We start from the raw sequence: 17,736 nt of genomic DNA on the forward strand, positions 1-17,736 counted from the left end.
CGGTTTCATAGTCTCGACCGGTGACCTATGAACTGCCGATCGAGACCGACCGCCTGACGCTTCGCCGCTACCTCGAGACCGACTACGACGACCTGCTGAAGCTGCAGTCCAGCCCGGATGTCACCAGGTTCCTGCTGTACGACCCGAAGACGCCCGAGCAGGTCCGGCAATCCCTCGCCGGCCGGCTGGCCGACGTACCGATGGACACCGACGGACAAGCGCTCACCGTCGCGGTGATCCTGCGGGAGACCGGCCAGCACGTCGGCGAGGTGACGCTGTTCGTCCACCAGGCCGAGCAGCGGACCGGTGAGCTCGGCTTCGTCTTCCACCCCGGCTTCCACGGCCAGGGGTATGCCCGCGAGGCGTCGGTCGAGTTGCTCCGGCTCGGCTTCGAGGAGCTCGGCTGGCACCGGATCATCGGCCGCCTCGACCACCGCAACACCGGCTCGGCCAAGCTGCTCGAGCGGCTCGGGATGCGGCTGGAGGCGCATTTCGTGCGCAACGAGTTCCTCAAGGGCGAGTGGACCGACGAGCTGGTCTACGCGCTGCTCGCGGACGAGTGGCAGGCCCGCTGAGCGGGCAGGTAATAAAATAACCGAATAGCGACACATCGCGGCACGCGTTCACCGCGACAGCGGGCGTGCGCGGGTCTACCGTCGGAAACATGACCGCCGCCCGCCCCCTTGCCGCGCTGATCACCGGCGTGGTCACGCTCAGTCTGACCGCTGGACCGAGCCTGGCCGCACCGCCCCAGCAGCGTGAGATCACCTACCGCACGTGGACGTCGTCCGCCGACTTCCTCCAAGGCACCCGCGCTGGGACCACCGTCGTCAACGGCTCCCTGCGCTTCGCCTCCGCCACCGGCACCACGTCGTACGTCGATCCGTTCGGCGACGGCACCGCCAAGGCCTACGAGCAGGCCACCTGGGTCTCCCCCGAAGTGCGGACCGACTACGGCCTGACCGAGCTGGTCGCCTCCTGGAACGCGACCACCCCAGCCGGGACCTGGCTCGAGGTGGCCATGTCGGGCCGCTCCGACGAGGGCACCACCACCAAGTGGTACGTGCTCGGCCGCTGGAACCGCGGCGACGACACTGCCGCCGGGGACATCCACCGCACCTCGGTGAGCGGCCAGAAGGACACCACCGGCACAGTCTCGGTCGACACCTTCGTAGCCGGCGCAGGCCGCTCCCTGGACCGCTGGCGCCTCAAGGTCACCCTCTACCGCCTAGCCGGTACTACGAAAGTCCCCGTACTCCAGTCGGTAGGCGCCATGGCCTCCCGCCTGCCCGCCGACGAGACAGTCCCCGTCAGCCGGGGTGGTGGCGCCTGGGGTCGCGTGCTCGACGTACCGACGTACTCGCAAGAGACACATATCGGCCACTACCCGCAGTGGGACAACGGTGGCGAGGCCTGGTGCTCTGCGACGTCCACTGCGATGGTGCTCGACTACTACCGGCGTGGACCGACCAAGGCCGAGACAGCCTGGGTGGACCCGACCGATCCCGATCCACAGGTCGATCACTCGGCCAGGTCGGTCTTCGACTACAAGTACGACGGTGCCGGCAACTGGCCCTTCAACACGGCGTACGCCGGGACGCGCGGGCTCGACGCCTTCGTCACCCGGCTGCGCTCGCTGACCGAGGCCGAGCAGTTCATCAAGGCCGGCATCCCACTGGTCGCGTCGCTCTCCTTCGAGAAGGACGAACTGCCCGGCGCCGGCTACGGCACCAACGGCCACCTGATGGTCATCGTCGGCTTCGCGAAGAACGGCGACGTGGTGGTCAACGACCCGGCGTCGCACCTGATCAAGAGCAACGACGAGGTCCGGACTGTTTACAACCGGGCAGCCTTCGAGAACGCTTGGATCCCGCACTCGGGCGGGATCGTCTACGTGATCCACCCGGCGGCCAAGCGACTGCCACCGAAGACCCACCAGGCCAACTGGTAACACCCCACAGACAGGAACCGCCCGTATGCCGGGGGCGGCGTACGGGCGGTTCCGTTGTATTGCTCAGCGGGTGAAGAGCGCCCCGGTGAGGTTCGTGGTGAGGTTGCGGAGCGAGTCGGGCAGGTACTGCAGGTGCCAGCCCCGCGGCCCGCGGTACCAGTGGAAGCCCTCGTCTTCGTCCTCGTCCGAGTCCGTCGCGACCAGGGCGTCGATCCAGCGCTCCGAGCCGCCCAGGACGACGGCGTACGGGAGGGCGCGGGAGCAGAGCTCGGCGTGCTGGTCGGTCGGCAGCTCGCTGACGTCCATCTCCAGCAGCTCGCCGCGGATGGCGGCGACCTGGCCGAGGACGCGGCCGGCGGCGGGTGCCTTCGCCGGCATGTGACGGCCGATCACGAGCAGGCCGATACCGACCGCGGTGATGGCGATGCCCACCAGGCCCCAGGTCGAGGTGAGGGCGAGTACGACGGTCAGCACGACGCCGATCGCGGTCGTGACGATGCCGATGGTGGCCCACAGCGAGCGGGTCCGGTCCGGGCGCTCGGTGAACCAGCCGCGCTTCACGACCCCGTCGTACAGGGCGTCCTGGACCTGGCCGAGGTTCGCGCGGACCTGGCGGCCGAGCTCGGAGACGAGCACCGAGTCGTTGTCGCCGAAGATCGCGCGGACCAGGACGTTCTCGTAGCGCTGCAGTTCCTCGGCCGGCGCGTTCTTGACCCGGCGCAGTTCCCAGTCCGGCCGGGAGAACTCGCTCTCGTGCTCCAGCTCGGTGATCGTGAGGTGGCCGCGGACGGCCAGATCGATGATGGTCGCGGTGACGTCGACCGGGTCGATCCGCTCGTCGATCAGGGTGCCGACCTCGCCGGGCCGCAGATCGGCCGGCGGGGTGAAGTCGATCCGGGTGTCCTGGCCGAGGCTGAACAACGACGCCGGTACGACGCGGCGCGGGTCCACCTGGTCGCGGCCGCGCAACCGGTAGAGCAGCAGCAACGCGAGCGCGCCGAGCAGCAGGACCGCGAGCGCGGTGATCAGCTGGGCCGTGTCGGTCGAGAACGCCCGCTTGAACGTCTTGCGGTACTCCACGATCGAGTTGGCCGCGATCTGGCCCTTGGGGAAGCCGACCGTCATCCGGATCGTGTTGCCCGGCGGCAGCCCGGTCTGCTTGAAGGTCGGGCCGGACGTCTCGCCGATCTGCGCCAGCGTGCACGGGAAGTTGCTGTCGATCGCGCCGGCGAAGCAGGAGACGTGGCTGACCTCGGGGGTGCTGTAGACGATGTTCGCGTCCTGCACGGTCATCGCCAGCCCGGTCAGCGGCGAGAACTGCACCTCGGTGCCGTTCAGCGTCTCCGCGACCGCGCCCTTGACGGTGTAGTCGAACTCGAGCTCGGTGTCGCCGCCGGACAGGTCGGCGACCGCGATCGAGCTGATGTCGCCGGTGGTGGTGAGTTCCTTGTTCTTCTCCGCGCCACCGGACTTGACCTGCAGGTCCTCGATCTTCTGCACGTGGTCGACATCGTCGGCGAGGTGCTCACGAGTGACCACGAACCGGGTGAAGGTCCCGGTCACGTTGCTCAGCTTCCAGACCTCGACGACCTTCAGCGTGCCGTCGCGCTCGACCCTGATGGTGCTGTTGAAACTGGTGACGACCGGGTCGGCGGTAGTCGTCGCGCCGGCTGGTACGCCGGTCAGAGCCAGGAAACCGAGGGCACACAGAGGTACCCCGAGCAGACGTCTACGCATCGCCCAATCACACCGTATCGAGAGGGTCAGAGCCTTGCGGCCGGACGGCCGGGGCGGAACTTCACTGGTTGCAGACCGCACCATACCGGGTCTGAGCCAGGGCTCCGATAGCGTCAGCCTTCGTGTCCTACCAGCCGCCCTCTGGGCAGTACCCACCGCAGCCGCCGTACCCTCAGCAGCCGCCGCCCCCGCCGGCGTACGGGCAGTGGCCGCCGCAGCAGCAGTACGGGTGGGGACCGCAGACCAGCTTGCCGCCCAAGAAGAAGGGCGGGGCGGGCAAGGCGCTGCTGATCATCCTGGGCATCGCAGTACTCGGCACTGCTGGGATCGCTGCCCTGTCTGGCGCTCTGAAGCACCACGATCCTTCCTATACCGGTATTCCGTACCCGACGACGACCTACAGCCCGACGGCCGAGCCGACCGAGGCACCGTCGGCGCAGCCGCCCAGCGTGAAGCCGACGCGGCCTGTTGTGACTGCCAAGCCACCGGTGGTCAAGCCGCCGGTGAAGCCGCCGGCGCCGCGGCCGACTGCGCCCCGGGTGAAGCCCAAGCCGGAGCCGAGCGACCTGGACATCGTTGCCCGCAACAAGCTCTACAAGGCCGGCACGATGGGCTCGGTCAACTGCAAGGAGTCCAAGGCCCGCCCGTCGACCGTTGCCGGCGCCCGGGCCAACTACGCGAACCTGGCCAGATGCCTCAACCGCGCCTGGCCCGCCCTGGTCGTGAAGGCCGGGGCCAAGTTCCGGCCGCCGACGGTCCTGTCGTTCTCCGGCACGGTCGAGTCGCCCTGCGGCAGCATGTCCGACACCGGGCCGCCGTTCTATTGCCCGACCAACCAGACCATCTACATGAACCTGTCCGAGGACATCGGCGACTACAACCAGGACCCATCGGTCTATAACCGGGTCTGGGCCCGGATGTGGATGCTGCACCAGTTCGCGCACGAGTACGGCCACCACGTGCAGACCCTGACCGGCATCTTCCAGGCCAGCTGGAACCTGCGCTACGAAGCGCCGAACCAGGCCGCTGAGCTGCAGGGCAGCCGCCGGCTCGAGCTGCAGGCGTCCTGCTTCAGCGACATCTTCATCTCGGCCAACAAGCGCAGCTACCCCCTCACTGGTGAGTCGATGCGGCAGTGGAAGTGGCTGATCGGGGACACCATCGACCGGCGGCACGACCATGGCAGCACGGCCAACCACAAGTACTGGGCACTGAAGGGCTACAACAGCCGCAGCCCGGCCGCCTGCAACACGTTCACGGCCTCCGGCGCGAAGGTGTCATAACTGAGAGTCATAGGAGAACTCCGCTGTACCGATATGGAGACGGATAGCGGTCTTGATGGTTAGCCTGGTCCCCCGGATCACGCCCTGTGTGTCCCGGGGGGATGAGGAACGAGCGTGTCTGACCAGGAATGGAGCGAGCCACCAGGGCCGCACGCGCCGCCGGCTGCCCTGCCTGACGGCTCGATACCGCTTTACCGCAGTGCAGCAGTCGGCGAACCGCAGCCGCCGGTCGGATGGGGACCCGACATCGGCGGCGACCAGCATTTCCGGCATGGGGGGCCACAGCCGCGAAGACGTCCGACGGGGCTGCTCCTCAGCATGCTCATGCTCGGTGGAGTGGCGGTACTCGTGGTGACGGTCGCTCTCGCACTCCGCGAGAGCGACTCGTCTGCTGCGGCCCCGGAGCCTGGTGCCGGCCGCGCGGCGCCGCTCGGTACGCCGGACGACAGCACCGCCGGTACTCCGCAGTCACAGGCTGCAACCAGAACCGTGACCGCCGATGCGCTCTACGCGACCGGGCCGCAGAAGACGGTCGGCTGCCAGGAGTCGCCGGTCCCGTTGAGCAAGCAGGCCAACGTCAAGCTGTACTACTCGAACGTCGTCGCCTGCCTGAGCAAGGCGTGGGCGCCGAAGGTCCAGGCCGCCAAGGACGCGTTCGCGGCGCCGCGGCTGGTCTTCTGGACCGGTGTGACCCAGACGCCGTGCGCGGCCGGGTCGACGGTGTCGTTCTACTGCGGGACGAGTGAGACGCTCTACCTGAAGTACACCGACGACATCAAGCTCTGGAGCCGCTCGCCGGACGCCGCCAACCGGGCGTTCACGCGGATGTGGGCGACCTACACGGCCGGGCACGAGTACGCGCACCACGTGCAGCAGCTCACCGGCATCCTGACGGCCGCCCGGCAGCTCCAGTACGACGCTCCGGACCAGGACGCGCGGCTGGAACTGAGCCGGCGACTCGAACTCCAGGCATCCTGTCTGAGTGCGGTCTTCGCCGGAGCGAACCAGAGCAGTTACGGGATCACCGGTCTGGACCTGACGATCTACCAGAAGTACGTCCAAGGGCAGACCGGGGACGAGAACTTCCGCGGCGGGCCGCGGGACCACGGCGCGCGGGCCAGTCACCAGTACTGGACCGGGCGCGGCTTCACCACGCTGGACAGCGTCAGCTGCAACACGTTCACGGCTACGGCCGGCAAGGTTTCGTGAGGAGTATCGATGTCGGACAACTGGACTCCACCCCCTGGGCGGAACCCGAACGAGCCGGATCCGGAGGGCGAACAGCCCACCGAACCGGCCAAGGGGCCTGCCCGCAGGGATGGCCAGTCGCCCCTGTGGTGGACCGAGTCCACCGAGAAGCAGAAGGAGTACCTCCAGCCCGCCCCACCCGGCGAGCCGACCCCATTGGTGGGCCCACCCGGCTCACGCCAGAACAACCTCACCTGGAACCTCCCGCCCTACTCCCAACCAGGCGCCACCCCACCCCGCCGCCCCACGGGCCCCAGCCAGCCCACCCCCGGCCAAGGGCAGCAGCCTCGTGCGCGGCACGCTGGACCGCCGCCGGGCGGTGTGCCGCCTGAGGGGTTGCAGGGGTTTGGGCAGCCGGTGCAGCAGCCGCAGACTTGGCAGTACCCGCCGATTCCGATCCCGCAACCGCCGGGCCCGGGCCGCCGGCGGAAGCCTCGCCGTGCCTCCAAAGGGTTGCTGATCGGTCTTGTCGTGCTCGCCGTGCTCATCGTCGGCTCAGGCGTCACGCTCGCGCTCCGGAACACCGGCGACGACAACACACCCGCCGCGGTGGACACCCCGACGGCGGCGCCTTCGGAGACGCCCTCGGCGACCCCGTCCGCCACGCCGAGCACCAGCGCCTCGGCCACCCCGGGCGGACCGCCCACGGTCGACGAGATCGTCACCACCAGCCGGCTGTACAGCAAGGTCGGCGCGCTTACTCCCACGCAGTGCCTCGAGCCGAAGGTGCTCCCGAACACGTTCGCCGGCGCCAAGGCGTACTACAACCTGATCGTTCCGTGCATGAACCGCACCTGGTGGCTGGCGATGAAGAAGGCGAGCCTGCCGTACCGCGCGCCCAAGCTGGTCGTCTTCGTCGGCCCGATGAAGACCGTCTGCGGCGCGGAGAAGGGCACCCGCGCCTTCTACTGCGGCACCAACGAGACCATCTACATGCCGTACGCCGTTGGGCTGAACTACTACAAGCGCAACCCGATCTCCGGTCGCGTGTGGATGATGACCACGATCGCCCACGAGTACGGCCACCACGTGCAGAAGCTGGCCGGCATCTACGCGGCCTCGCTCTCCCGCCAGGTCAACGCGCCCAGCCCGGCCGCACAGCTCGCCGAGAGCCGCCGCCGCGAGTTGCAGGCCTCCTGCTTCGGCTCGGCGTACCTGGGTGCGGCAGGCGCCTACATCCCGCTCCGCGGTCCGTTGCTCAACACCTGGAAGGTACTGGTCGCCAACACCGGCGACGAGTTCTCCCGGCCGCGCATCCGCGACCACGGCGCCAAGCTGAACAACAACTACTGGTCGCTCCTTGGCTTCAACACCAAGGGACCGTCCAGGTGCAACACCTTCACAGCGAAGACAGCACTCACCAACTGATCACCGCGGCGGTGCGCCGGCTCAGAAGAGCCGGCGTGCCGTCGACAGGTGGCCGCCGAACGCGGTGACGAAGTTCGACAGCGACTCACCGATGTCGGACAAGTGCCAGTTCTCCGGACCGGAGTACCACCCGATGCCGGCGTCCGGGTCGTCGTCATCGTCGGTCGCTGCGATCTCCAGCGCCCACTTCTCGGTCAGGCCGAGCACAGCGGCGTACGGCAGGCAGCGCGAGGCGAACTCCAGCCGGTGGCTCTGCGGCAGGTCCGCGGACGTCTCATTGGTCAGGTACTGCTGCAGCCCGGCAACGCGGCCCAGTACTGCGGCACCCCGAGCGGTGCGGGCCGGAGCGACCTGGCCGACCAGTGTCAGCGCCAGCCCGGCCAGCATCACCGCAAAACCGACCAGCCCGTACTTCGTGGCGATGGCGAGCACGATGGTCAGCACCACCCCGGCACCCAACAGGACTAGTCCAGCTGTGGTCCACCGGTTGCGCACGGCGTCCGGCCGGCTCGCGAACCAGCCCTGCGTGACGACATCGGCGTACAGCTGCTCGCGGACCAGGTTGAGCCGCGACCGCAGTCCGTGTCCGAGCGCGGACACCTGGACGGTCTCCCCTTCGGCGAACACCGCGTCCAGCAAGGCCTTCTCGTACGGCAGCAGCTCCGGGCCGCCCGCATTGAGCCGGCGCAGCTCCCAGTCCAGCTTGCCGAAGTGCGTCTCGCGTGGCAGCTCCACGATCGTCAAGTAGTTGCGCACGGCAAGGTCCAGCAGCGTCGCGGTGATGTCGACGACGTCGGCCGTCTCGTCCACCACAGTGCCGACCTGGCCCGGCCGGATCCCGTCCGGCGCCGCGAACTGCGGTCCGTCTACCCCGTCGAGCACCGGCCGCTCTGGCGCACCAGGGCCGACCTTGCTCGCGTCACGACCGCGCAGGAACCACAGTGCCGCCGCACCCAGTACGCCGAGGCCGAGGAGCAGCACGCTCAGGCCGATCGTCGACTTGTCGAGCGTGAACGCGTTGCCCAGAGTCCACCGGGTCTTGAACTCCGCGTTGGGCTTCACCGTCGCCTGGTCGCTCAGGCCGGTGAGGAAGGTCAGGTGGCCACCCGCCGGTACGCCGTTCTGCTCGATCTCCAGTGCGGCCGACTCGGCCAGCTGGGAGGAAGTACAGGGCATGCTCGAGCCGACCCGGCCGGCGATGCAGGTCACCCAGCTCGCGAACGGGACGCTGACCGAGATGGTGGCCTTCGGGATGCTGGTGCCGAAGCCCTGGACGATCGGCCAGCTCACCTCGCGGCCCTCGATCGAGTCGGCGACCACGTTGCCGACCTCGTAGCTGTAGACGACTTCGGCCTGACCGGACACCTTGACGCTGATCCGGCGGCCGTCGTCGACGCTCTTGTCCTCGAAGCCCTGCGCGGGCTGGCCGTTCACGGTGGCCGAGACGTTGCGCAGCTCGTAGGTGCGGTCCTCGGTCGCGTTGGCACGGACCCGGGTGGTCAGGGTGCGGGCGAAGGTGTCGCCGCCTGCGGTCAGATCGACCGTCTCCTTGACCTTGAGGACGCCGTCGCCGGTCAGTGACGCCTCCGCGGCGTACCCGGTGATCTGGTCGTCCGCGGCGTGCGCGGGCAACGTGCCGAGAGCAACCATGGGCACTGTCAGAGACACGAGCAGGGCGGCCGGCAAGAGGCGGCTCTTCAGTGACATGGGTCGAGAGTAGTCTCGTGCCGGTTCGACCAGCGAACTCCCACATCGAGCTGAAGGGGAACGACACGTGAGCACCCCGTACGGGTACGGCGGCCGCCCCCAGGACCGGGTGGGACCGCCTCCGGGCGTACTGCCGCCGCCGGTTGCGCAGTACCCGCAGCAGTATGGGCAGCCTCCGTACGGGCAGCCGTACTACGGGCCTGGGCCTGGGCAGTTCAACGGGTTCCAGCCGCCGCGGCGGCGGGGTAGCGCTATCCGGCTGGTGCTGATCGGGTTCTTCAGTGTCGCGTTCCTGGGGATCGCGCTGAGCGTGGTCGGCGTACTGCTCACCGGCGGCAACAGCTCGGCTGCCGGCGGTGGTGGTCCGCAGATCAGCAGTGGGCCTTCGGTGGTACCGACTGCCAAGAGCAACGCGCCCAAGGGGTCTGCTGAGGAGTACCTGCTGAACGCGCCCATCTACAAGGTCGGTGGGCTCGGCGAGCTGGACTGCAAGGCCGAGGACCTCGGCGACGGCAGCCTGGCCGCGCAGAAGGTCTACTACGAGAAGCTCTTCAAGTGCCTGAACGACGCCTGGCGTCCCGCCTTCGCCAAGATGGGCAAGCACGAGCCCGACCCCGGCCTGGTCGTCTTCGACCAGCCCGTCGACAGCCCCTGCGGCCACTTCGCGCCGCTGTCCGGGCGGGTGCTGGCGTTCTACTGCTTCGGCAACCACGTGATGTACACCGACGTACAGCAGATGAACAAGGCGTTCGGCCCGAAAGAGGACCTCGCCTACCTGATGACGATCGCCCACGAGTACGGCCACCACGTCCAGAGCGTCTCCGACCTCTTCTACGCCCGCCAGGCCTACCTCGCCGACCACCCCGACGAGAAACTCGAAAGCTCCCGCCGCAACGAACTCCAGGCCTCCTGCTTCGCCGGCGTCTTCAGCCGCGCGATCGAGAAGTCGTACCCGTTCACCGCGCGCCTCAAGGAGTTCGAGTTCCAGGCCAGCAACAGCTTCGGCGAAACCCCCAAGACCCCAGAAAACGAACGAACCCACGGCCTGGCCACCAGCCAGGGCTACTGGATCGTCAACGGCCTCAACGTAGGCGAAACCAAAGCCTGCAACACCTACGCCGCCAGCCAATCCCAAATCAGGTAGACCAACTCACCCCGCCGGCCGAGCAACACGTGCGGGAGCGCTGTATTGCGTTCATATGTTGGTGTTGCGTTGGTGGGGTGGACAACTGGGCGGCGTATTCTTCGGCCGTGACTTTGCGACGGGGGGACAGCGCTCCGCCCGAGCGGACTCTGGTTGATGTGCTGCAGGCCAGTGCTGTGGGTTTTCCGGATGAGCCGGCGCTGGATGACGGCAGTGTGAGTTTGAGTTATCGCGAGCTGCTCGGGCAGGTGACCAAGTTCGCTCGGCGGTTGACGGATCTCGGGATCGGGCCGGGTGACCGGGTCGGCGTGCGGATCTCGTCGGGGCACAACGATCTGTATGTCGCGATTCTCGGGAGTCTGCAGGCCGGCGCGGCGTACGTGCCGGTCGACGCGGATGACCCGGAGGAGCGCGCCGAGCTGGTGTTCGGAGAGGCGCAGGTCGCCGCGATCGTCACCGACGACCTCGAGATCACCTCGACCAGGCCCGCACCGGCGCCAACCACAGACCCCGCGGAAGCAGCGGACGGCGGCTACGACTTCCCGTACTCCGCCCGGATGGATTCCGACGGTACTGCGCCCGCGGGACCAACCTCCCGCGGTGACGGCCCCTCACCGGACGATGACGCCTGGATCATCTTCACGTCGGGCTCGACCGGCGTACCCAAGGGTGTAGCCGTCACCCACCGATCAGCAGCCGCCTTCGTCGACGCCGAGGCGCGGATGTTCCTGCAGAAGGAACCGATCGGCCCCGAGGACCGCGTGCTGGCCGGTCTGTCCGTCGCATTCGACGCCTCCTGCGAGGAGATGTGGCTCGCCTGGCGGTACGGCGCATGCCTCGTCCCCGCACCCCGTTCGCTGGTGCGCAGCGGTATGGACCTCGGCCCCTGGCTAGTCGCGCAAGGCATCACCATCGTGTCGACCGTCCCGACGCTCGCCGCCCTCTGGCCGTCGGATGCACTCGACAACGTGCGCCTACTGATCTTCGGCGGCGAGGCCTGCCCACCCGAACTGGCCGAGCGCCTCGCCACCCCGGACCGCGAGGTCTGGAACACCTACGGCCCCACCGAAGCGACCGTCGTCGCGTGTGGAGCCCAACTGACCGGCGAAGGCCCGGTACGCATCGGCCTCCCCCTGGACGGCTGGGATCTCGCAGTAGTCGACAGTGAAGGCAACGAGGTAGCAGAGGGCGGTACTGGCGAGCTGATCATCGGCGGGGTCGGGCTGGCCCGCTACCTCGACCCGGCGAAGGACGCGGAGAAGTTCGCCCCGATGCCGTCGCTCGGCTGGGATCGCGCGTACCGCAGTGGCGACCTGGTCCGCAACGAGTCCGAGGGCCTGGTGTTCATGGGCCGGGCCGACGAGCAGATCAAGCTCGGTGGCCGCCGGATCGAGCTGGGCGAGGTCGACGCGGCCCTGCAGGCACTCCCCGGAGTCAGCGGCGCAGCAGCCGCAGTACGGGCCAGCGCAGCCGGAAACCAGCTACTCGTCGGATATGTCGTACCGGACGACCCCGAGACCTTTGACCAGAAAGCTGCCACCGAGCGACTAAGGGAGGCCCTCCCAGCCGCCCTGGTCCCGCTACTGGCCATCACGGACAATCTGCCGACCAGGACCTCCGGCAAGGTCGACCGCAACGCACTGCCCTGGCCACTGCCCGGCATGGACACCGACGGCCCACCCGCTGAGCTCGACGGGACAGCAGGCTGGCTAGCGGAGCGCTGGACGCAGGTACTGGGAGCAACGGTCACCGGTGCCGACAACGACTTCTTCCTGCACGGCGGTGGCAGCCTTGCCGCGGCACAGCTGGTCTCGAAGCTCAGGGAGAAGTACGCCGAGGTCACTGTCGGCGACATCTACGAGTACCCCCGACTAGGCGCACTCGCCGACCGCCTCGACGACTTCAAGGCATCCACCGTTCCCGTGGAGATCCGCGAGGTCCGGCTGACCCCACCAGGCACCCAGCTCCTCCAGACCGCGCTGACGCTGATCCTGCAGACAGTGGTCGGCGTCCGCTGGCTGGTCTGGCTCTTCACCCTTAACAACCTGCTGGCACTGACCGACGGCCCGCACCCGTGGATGCGCACTGTCTCGTGGTGGTGGATCCTGGTGGGCTGGCTGATCCTGATCACGCCTGCCGGCCGCATGGGCATCGCTGTCGTCGGCGCTCGCATCCTGCTCAGAGGACTGAAGCCCGGCATCTACCCGCGCGGCGGGAACGTACACGTCCGCCTGTGGGCAGCAGAGAACCTGGCAGACGCAGCAGGCGCCGCCAACCTGGCCGGCGCGCCCTGGATCGCCTATTACGCAAGGGCTCTGGGCGCGAAGATCGGCAAGGGCGTGGACCTCCACACCCTCCCACCCGTCACCGGCATGTTCACGATGGGCCGTGGCGCGTCGATCGAACCAGAGGTCGACCTGTCCGGCTACTGGATCGACGGAGACCGGCTGCACGTCGGTACGGTCACCGTCGGCGCCGAGGCGGTCGTCGGCTCCCGCAGTACTCTCCTGCCGGGCGCAGAGATCGGCCGCAACGCGGAGATCGCCGCAGGCTCGGCAGTCTCGGGCAGGGTCCCGGCAGCCGAGCGCTGGTCTGGCTCCCCCGCGAGCAGGGTCGGCAAGGCCAGGCACCCCTGGCCGGAGGAGCGCCCGGCCCGCGCACCGCTATGGGTGCTCGCGTACGGCGCCGCATCCGCCTTCATGTCGCTACTGCCCCTCGGCGCGGCGGTCGTGGCGATTCTCGTACTCCGCAACGCCGTCACCGGCACCACGTCCCTCGGAGACGCCGCACTGCACGCGCTGTATGCGATCCCCTTGATGACCCTCCTCGGCTTCATCACTCTCGCTCTGCTGACCGTGGTCATCGTCAGACTGCTCGGCATCGGCATCAAGCCCGGCCACTACCCGGTCCGCAGCCGCATCGGCTGGCAGGTGTGGGCGACCGAGCGACTGCTCGATTCGGCCCGCACCCTCCTCTTCCCCCTGTATGCGAGCCTGCTGACCCCTTGGTGGCTCCGCGCGCTCGGCGCCAAGATCGGCCGCGACGTCGAGGCCTCGACGGTCTTGCTGCTCCCCAAGATGACCACCGTCGGTGAGGGCGCGTTCCTGGCCGACGACACCATGATCGCGTCGTACGAGCTGGGCGGCGGCTGGCTGCACGTGGCCGGCGCCAAGGTCGGCAAGCGGGCCTTTCTCGGCAACTCGGGGATGACCGCACCCGGCCGCTCCGTCCCGAAGAACGGCCTGGTCGCTGTGCTCTCGGCGGCTCCGAAGAAGTCCAAGGCCGGTACGTCGTGGCTCGGCAGCCCGCCGGTGAAGCTGCGCCGGCAGGCCGTCGACGGCGATCAGAGCCGCACGTTCAACCCGCCACTGCGCCTCAAGTTCGCCCGCGCCGCCGTCGAGCTGTGCCGGTTCGTCCCGATGATGTGCACGGTACTGATCGCACTCGGCGTGCTGTTCGCCCTGCAGGGCCTGGACCTGTGGCTCGGACCGGTGCCGACGATCCTGCTGTCCGGCGCCGTGATGCTCGTCGCGGGAGCCGTGGCCGGCGCGATGGCGACCGTCTCGAAATGGGTCATCGTCGGCCGGACGCGGGCGGTCGAGTACCCGCTGTGGAGCAGTTTTGTTTGGCGCAACGAGGTGGTGGACACCTTCGTGGAGATGGTCGCCGCTCCGTGGTTCGCGAACGCCGCCGCCGGTACGCCGGTCCTGGCGCTCTGGCTGCGTACCCTCGGCGCCAAGATCGGCAAGGGCGTCTGGTGCGAGACGTACTGGTTGCCCGAGGCCGACTTGATCACACTCGGCGACGGCGTCACGGTCAACCGCGGCTGTGTACTCCAGACGCATCTGTTTCACGATCGCGTGATGTCCATGAGCACCGTAACCTTCGGGGATGGGTCAACCCTTGGGCCGCACGGCATCATCCTCCCCGCTGCATCGATCGGCGAAGGCGCTACGATCGGTCCGGTGTCTCTGGTGATGCGCGGAGAGAGCGTTCCGGCCGGGTCCCGCTGGGCCGGCAATCCGATCGCGCCCTGGCAGGGTTGATGGTTGCCCGTGACAAGGGCCAACCGGGTGAGGACAGCGCCGGTGACCCCTATGTACCGACCCACGGCAACGGTGGCTACAAGGTCGAGTCGTACGAGCTGGACCTCGACTACCGGCTCAACAGCAACCGCCTGAGCGGCAAAGCCACCATCACGGCCGTGGCGACCCAGGCGCTGTCCCGGGTGAGCTTCGACCTCACCGGGCTCCGGGTGGCGAAGGTGCTCGTCAACGGCCGCCGTGCCGGCCGGTACGCGCACCGCAACGGCAAGCTGCACATCTGGCCGTCCCCTGCGCTCTCCGAGGGCTCCGAGTTCGTCGTAGACGTCCAGTACTCCGGCAACCCGGCCCCAGTCGACAGCCCCTGGGGTGAGCTCGGCTGGGAGGAGTTGACCGAGGGCGTGATCGTCGCGAGCCAGCCGAGCGGCGCGGCAACCTGGTTCCCCTGCAACGACCACCCCAGCGACAAGGCGCACTACCGGATCACGATCACCACCGATTCGCCGTACCACGTGGTGGCGAACGGGCGGCTCGTCTCGCGCCGTACCAAGGCCAGCCGGACCAGCTGGGTGTTCGACCAGGCTGCCCCGATGGCGACGTACCTGGCGACCGTACAGATCGGCCGGTACGACGTACTGGAGCTGGCCACGTCTCCGGTGACCATGCGTGGCGTACTGCCCTCGTCGCAGATGCGTGACTTCCGCTCGGACTTCGGACGGCAGCAGGACATGATGCGGCTGTTCATCAAGCTGTTCGGCCCGTACCCGTTCGGCAGCTACACGGTAGTGGTGACGGATGACCCGCTGGAGATCCCGCTGGAGGCGCAGGGCATCTCCGTGTTCGGCAGCAACCACGTGGACGGCCGCCGCGGCGCTGAGCGGCTGGTGGCACATGAGCTAGCCCACCAGTGGTTCGGCAACAGCCTGACGCCGTCCAGGTGGCAGGACATCTGGCTGAACGAGGGGTTCGCCTGCTACGCCGAGTGGCTGTGGTCGGAGGAGTCCGGCGGGCTGACGGCGTCCCAGCAGGTCTCCAAGGCCTATAGCCGGTTGCGCGGGCTGGACGAGGACCTGCTGCTCTCCGACCCGGGACCGGACCTCATGTTCGACGACCGGCTCTACAAGCGCGGTGCGATCACCCTGCACGTACTGCGCCTGCAGCTGGGCGACGAGGCGTTCTTCGAGCTACTACGCACGTGGACGCGGACCCACCGGCACGGCTCGGTCACCACGGAGGACTTCATCGCCCTCGCCTGCACCTTCACCGAAGACCAGAACGACGTACTAGCCCTCTTCGCCGTCTGGCTCGACGCTACAGAGCTCCCCGCCCTCCCACGCCGCCGCCGCTGACTCTGGCGGGCAGTGTCAGGCGGAAGAGCGCTCCGCCGGTGGGGTTGTCGTGGACTGTGAGCGTGCCGCGGTGATGGCGAGCGATCTCGCGGGCGATGGCGAGGCCGAGACCCGCGCCGCCTTCGTCGCGGCTGCGGGCGTCGTCGAGCCGGACGAAGCGCTCGAAGATCCGCTCCCGCTCGTACGCCGGTACGCCCGGCCCATCGTCAATCACCTCCACCAAAGCCGACGCCCCCTCCCGCCGGACCACAACCCACACCTCGCCGGCCGCATGACGCCGGGCGTTCGCCACCAGGTTCTCGACCGCCCGCCCCAACTGCTTCCCCGATCCACCGACCATCAGCTCTGGCGGCGTCTCGACCTCAACGCCAGGACCGGCCACCTCCACGCCAGCCCCCGCCGCCTCGCGGACCAGCGCGACGAGGTCGACCGGCGTGTCGGCCGGGGTCTCCGGCTCCGCGTCGAGTCTTGCGAGCAGGAGTAGGTCTGCCGCGAGGGACTGCAAGCGGACAGTGTCGTCGACCATGCCTTCGAGGTCCAGCAACTGTGGGTGCTCGACGGCGATCTCGAGTTGGGTGCGGAGCGAGGCGATCGGGTTGCGCAGCTCATGCGAGGCGTCGGCGACGAATCTGCGCTGCCGCTCGACCGCCTCGGCGACCGGGCGCAGCGAGCGATGCGCGACCAGCCAGGTAAGGAAACCCACCAGAACAAGGAGAATCGGCAACCCGCCGATCATCCCGAGCCGAACCGTCCGGACCGCACTCCGCTCGGTCTCCAACGAAGCCGCGACGTAGACCGTGACGGGCTTGCCAGCCACCACACTGGGCGCCTTCGCTGCCCATCTGTACTGCTTCGCGGGGACGGGAGCCGGCTTGGTGACCTCAGCGGTCTTGGGTTCGGCGACCGGCTGGACTCCGACCGATGTCACCGGGATCAACTCCGAACCCTTGCTAGCAGCAACGACTTTGCCTTGACCATCCTGGACCTGCACCGGGGCCGCGGCGTGGGTGACCTCTTCCAGTCCTACCCCAGCCATCAAGGCCTGCGCAGTACGGTCCGCCTCGGCGGCGGCTTGCGCATCGGCCTTGTCCGCAAGGTCGTTCTCGAGCAGATGGAGGAGGGCGAAGCCGGTCGCGACCAGCGCGACCGCGACCACCAGGGTCGCGCCGAGAGCCGCCCGGATCGGTACGCCGGTGAAGAATCTACGCACGGTCCACCAGCCGGTAGCCGGCTCCGCGCACGGTTTCGATCATGGGTGCTCCCAGCTTGCGGCGCAGTGTGCTGATGTAGACCTCGACGATGTTCGGATCGCCTTCGTAGGCCAGATCCCAGACGTGTTCGAGGATCTCGGACTTGGAGACGACGTCGCCGGGGCGGACGACGAGTTGCTCGAGCACCGAGAACTCCTTGGTGGTCAGGACGATCTCGTCGCCTGACCTGGTGACGCGGCGGGCACCACGGTCCATGGAGAGGTCGCCGACTCGTAGTACCGGCGAGGCGCCGCGGCCTTGGCGGCGGAGGAGGGCGCGGATGCGGGCTCGGAGTACGAGGTAGGAGAAAGGTTTGGTCAGGTAGTCGTCGGCGCCGGCGTCGAGGCCCTCGGCTTCGTCGTACTCGCCGTCCTTGGCCGTGAGCATCAGGATCGGGACGTCGTTACCGGCTTCGCGGAGGGCCGCGACGAGCTTGTAGCCGTTGACGCCGGGCAGGTTGACGTCCAGCAGGAGCAGGTCGTACGGCGTGATGGTTGCCCTGTGCAACCCCTCGGCGCCGTCGTAGCAGACGTCGACGGCGAGCCCCTCGGCCGTCAGCCCGCGGGCCAGTGCGTCGGCCAGTCGTCTCTCGTCCTCCACGATCAGCAGCCGCATACAGCGAGTATTGCCGACCGGTCCTGAAGAGGCCTTCAGGC

12 protein-coding genes are annotated in these 17,736 nt (G+C 68.4%); 8 read left to right on the forward strand and 4 right to left on the reverse strand.

The window, feature by feature from the left end; translation table 11 throughout:
* Positions 1-20: 20 nt before the first annotated feature.
* Together ABD116_RS15820 and ABD116_RS15825 are read left to right on the forward strand one after the other, a co-directional pair.
* Positions 21-575, forward strand: a complete 555-nt coding sequence (locus ABD116_RS15820; RefSeq protein ID WP_343969699.1) for a GNAT family N-acetyltransferase — start codon at positions 21-23, stop codon at positions 573-575.
* Positions 576-664: 89 nt separating this feature from the next.
* The gene (locus ABD116_RS15825; RefSeq protein WP_343969702.1) at positions 665-1,951 is read left to right on the forward strand and encodes a C39 family peptidase; all 1,287 of its coding nucleotides are present in this window, start codon (positions 665-667) and stop codon (positions 1,949-1,951) included.
* A 63-nt stretch (positions 1,952-2,014) separates the two neighbouring features.
* On the opposite strand, the gene ABD116_RS15830 is transcribed toward ABD116_RS15825, so the two are convergent.
* Complete coding sequence (locus ABD116_RS15830) at positions 2,015-3,688, reverse strand: DUF2207 domain-containing protein (protein WP_343969705.1); 1,674 nt, start codon at positions 3,686-3,688, stop codon at positions 2,015-2,017.
* A 122-nt stretch (positions 3,689-3,810) separates the two neighbouring features.
* Between ABD116_RS15830 and ABD116_RS15835 the strand changes: the two genes are divergently transcribed.
* The 3 genes from ABD116_RS15835 to ABD116_RS15845 all read left to right on the forward strand — a co-directional run bounded on the left by ABD116_RS15835 (position 3,811) and on the right by ABD116_RS15845 (position 7,587).
* Positions 3,811-4,971, forward strand: a complete 1,161-nt coding sequence (locus tag ABD116_RS15835) for a neutral zinc metallopeptidase (RefSeq protein WP_343969708.1) — start codon at positions 3,811-3,813, stop codon at positions 4,969-4,971.
* A gap of 336 nt (positions 4,972-5,307) precedes the next feature.
* On the forward strand, positions 5,308-6,180 hold the full coding sequence (locus ABD116_RS15840) for a neutral zinc metallopeptidase (RefSeq protein ID WP_343969711.1): 873 nt from the start codon (positions 5,308-5,310) through the stop codon (positions 6,178-6,180).
* Positions 6,181-6,189: 9 nt separating this feature from the next.
* A complete protein-coding gene (locus ABD116_RS15845) occupies positions 6,190-7,587 on the forward strand; it encodes a neutral zinc metallopeptidase (RefSeq protein WP_343969714.1) in 1,398 nt (465 codons plus the stop codon).
* Positions 7,588-7,608: 21 nt separating this feature from the next.
* Here the strand turns inward: ABD116_RS15845 and ABD116_RS15850 are convergent, their stop codons facing one another.
* Entirely contained in the window at positions 7,609-9,294 is a 1,686-nt protein-coding gene (locus ABD116_RS15850) for a DUF2207 domain-containing protein (RefSeq protein ID WP_343969716.1), read from the reverse strand.
* A gap of 67 nt (positions 9,295-9,361) precedes the next feature.
* On the opposite strand from ABD116_RS15850, the gene ABD116_RS15855 reads away from it, so the two are divergent.
* The 3 genes from ABD116_RS15855 (at position 9,362) to ABD116_RS15865 (ending at position 15,830) form a co-directional block, all read left to right on the forward strand.
* Complete coding sequence (locus tag ABD116_RS15855; RefSeq protein ID WP_343969718.1) at positions 9,362-10,438, forward strand: neutral zinc metallopeptidase; 1,077 nt, start codon at positions 9,362-9,364, stop codon at positions 10,436-10,438.
* A 107-nt stretch (positions 10,439-10,545) separates the two neighbouring features.
* Complete coding sequence (locus ABD116_RS15860; RefSeq protein WP_343969721.1) at positions 10,546-14,484, forward strand: Pls/PosA family non-ribosomal peptide synthetase; 3,939 nt, start codon at positions 10,546-10,548, stop codon at positions 14,482-14,484.
* Positions 14,484-15,830, forward strand: coding sequence for a M1 family metallopeptidase (locus ABD116_RS15865; protein WP_343969724.1), 1,347 nt, complete (start codon positions 14,484-14,486; stop codon positions 15,828-15,830). Before ABD116_RS15860 ends, ABD116_RS15865 begins: the two co-directional genes overlap by 1 nt.
* Here the strand turns inward: ABD116_RS15865 and ABD116_RS15870 are convergent.
* Together ABD116_RS15870 and ABD116_RS15875 are read right to left on the reverse strand one after the other, a co-directional pair.
* A complete protein-coding gene (locus ABD116_RS15870; protein ID WP_425552093.1) occupies positions 15,793-16,866 on the reverse strand; it encodes a sensor histidine kinase in 1,074 nt (357 codons plus the stop codon). The two genes, ABD116_RS15865 and ABD116_RS15870, sit on opposite strands and share 38 nt — an antisense overlap.
* A 166-nt stretch (positions 16,867-17,032) precedes the next feature.
* Positions 17,033-17,695, reverse strand: coding sequence for a response regulator transcription factor (locus tag ABD116_RS15875; RefSeq protein WP_343969730.1), 663 nt, complete (start codon positions 17,693-17,695; stop codon positions 17,033-17,035).
* Between the last annotated feature and the right edge of the window lie 41 nt (positions 17,696-17,736).

The organism is Kribbella koreensis (assembly GCF_039525325.1).
GTDB lineage: Bacteria > Actinomycetota > Actinomycetes > Propionibacteriales > Kribbellaceae > Kribbella > Kribbella koreensis.

Bases quoted from the DNA above. Each gene is read 5' to 3' on its own strand.
- ABD116_RS15825 (WP_343969702.1), top strand. From the start codon at position 665: ATGACCGCCGCCCGCCCCCTTGCCGCGCTGATCACCGGCGTGGTCACG.
- ABD116_RS15830 (WP_343969705.1), bottom strand. From the start codon at position 3,688: ATGCGTAGACGTCTGCTCGGGGTACCTCTGTGTGCCCTCGGTTTCCTG.
- ABD116_RS15845 (WP_343969714.1), top strand. From the start codon at position 6,190: ATGTCGGACAACTGGACTCCACCCCCTGGGCGGAACCCGAACGAGCCG.
- ABD116_RS15850 (WP_343969716.1), bottom strand. From the start codon at position 9,294: ATGTCACTGAAGAGCCGCCTCTTGCCGGCCGCCCTGCTCGTGTCTCTG.
- ABD116_RS15865 (WP_343969724.1), top strand. From the start codon at position 14,484: ATGGTTGCCCGTGACAAGGGCCAACCGGGTGAGGACAGCGCCGGTGAC.
- ABD116_RS15870 (WP_425552093.1), bottom strand. From the start codon at position 16,866: ATGGCTGGGGTAGGACTGGAAGAGGTCACCCACGCCGCGGCCCCGGTG.
- ABD116_RS15875 (WP_343969730.1), bottom strand. From the start codon at position 17,695: ATGCGGCTGCTGATCGTGGAGGACGAGAGACGACTGGCCGACGCACTG.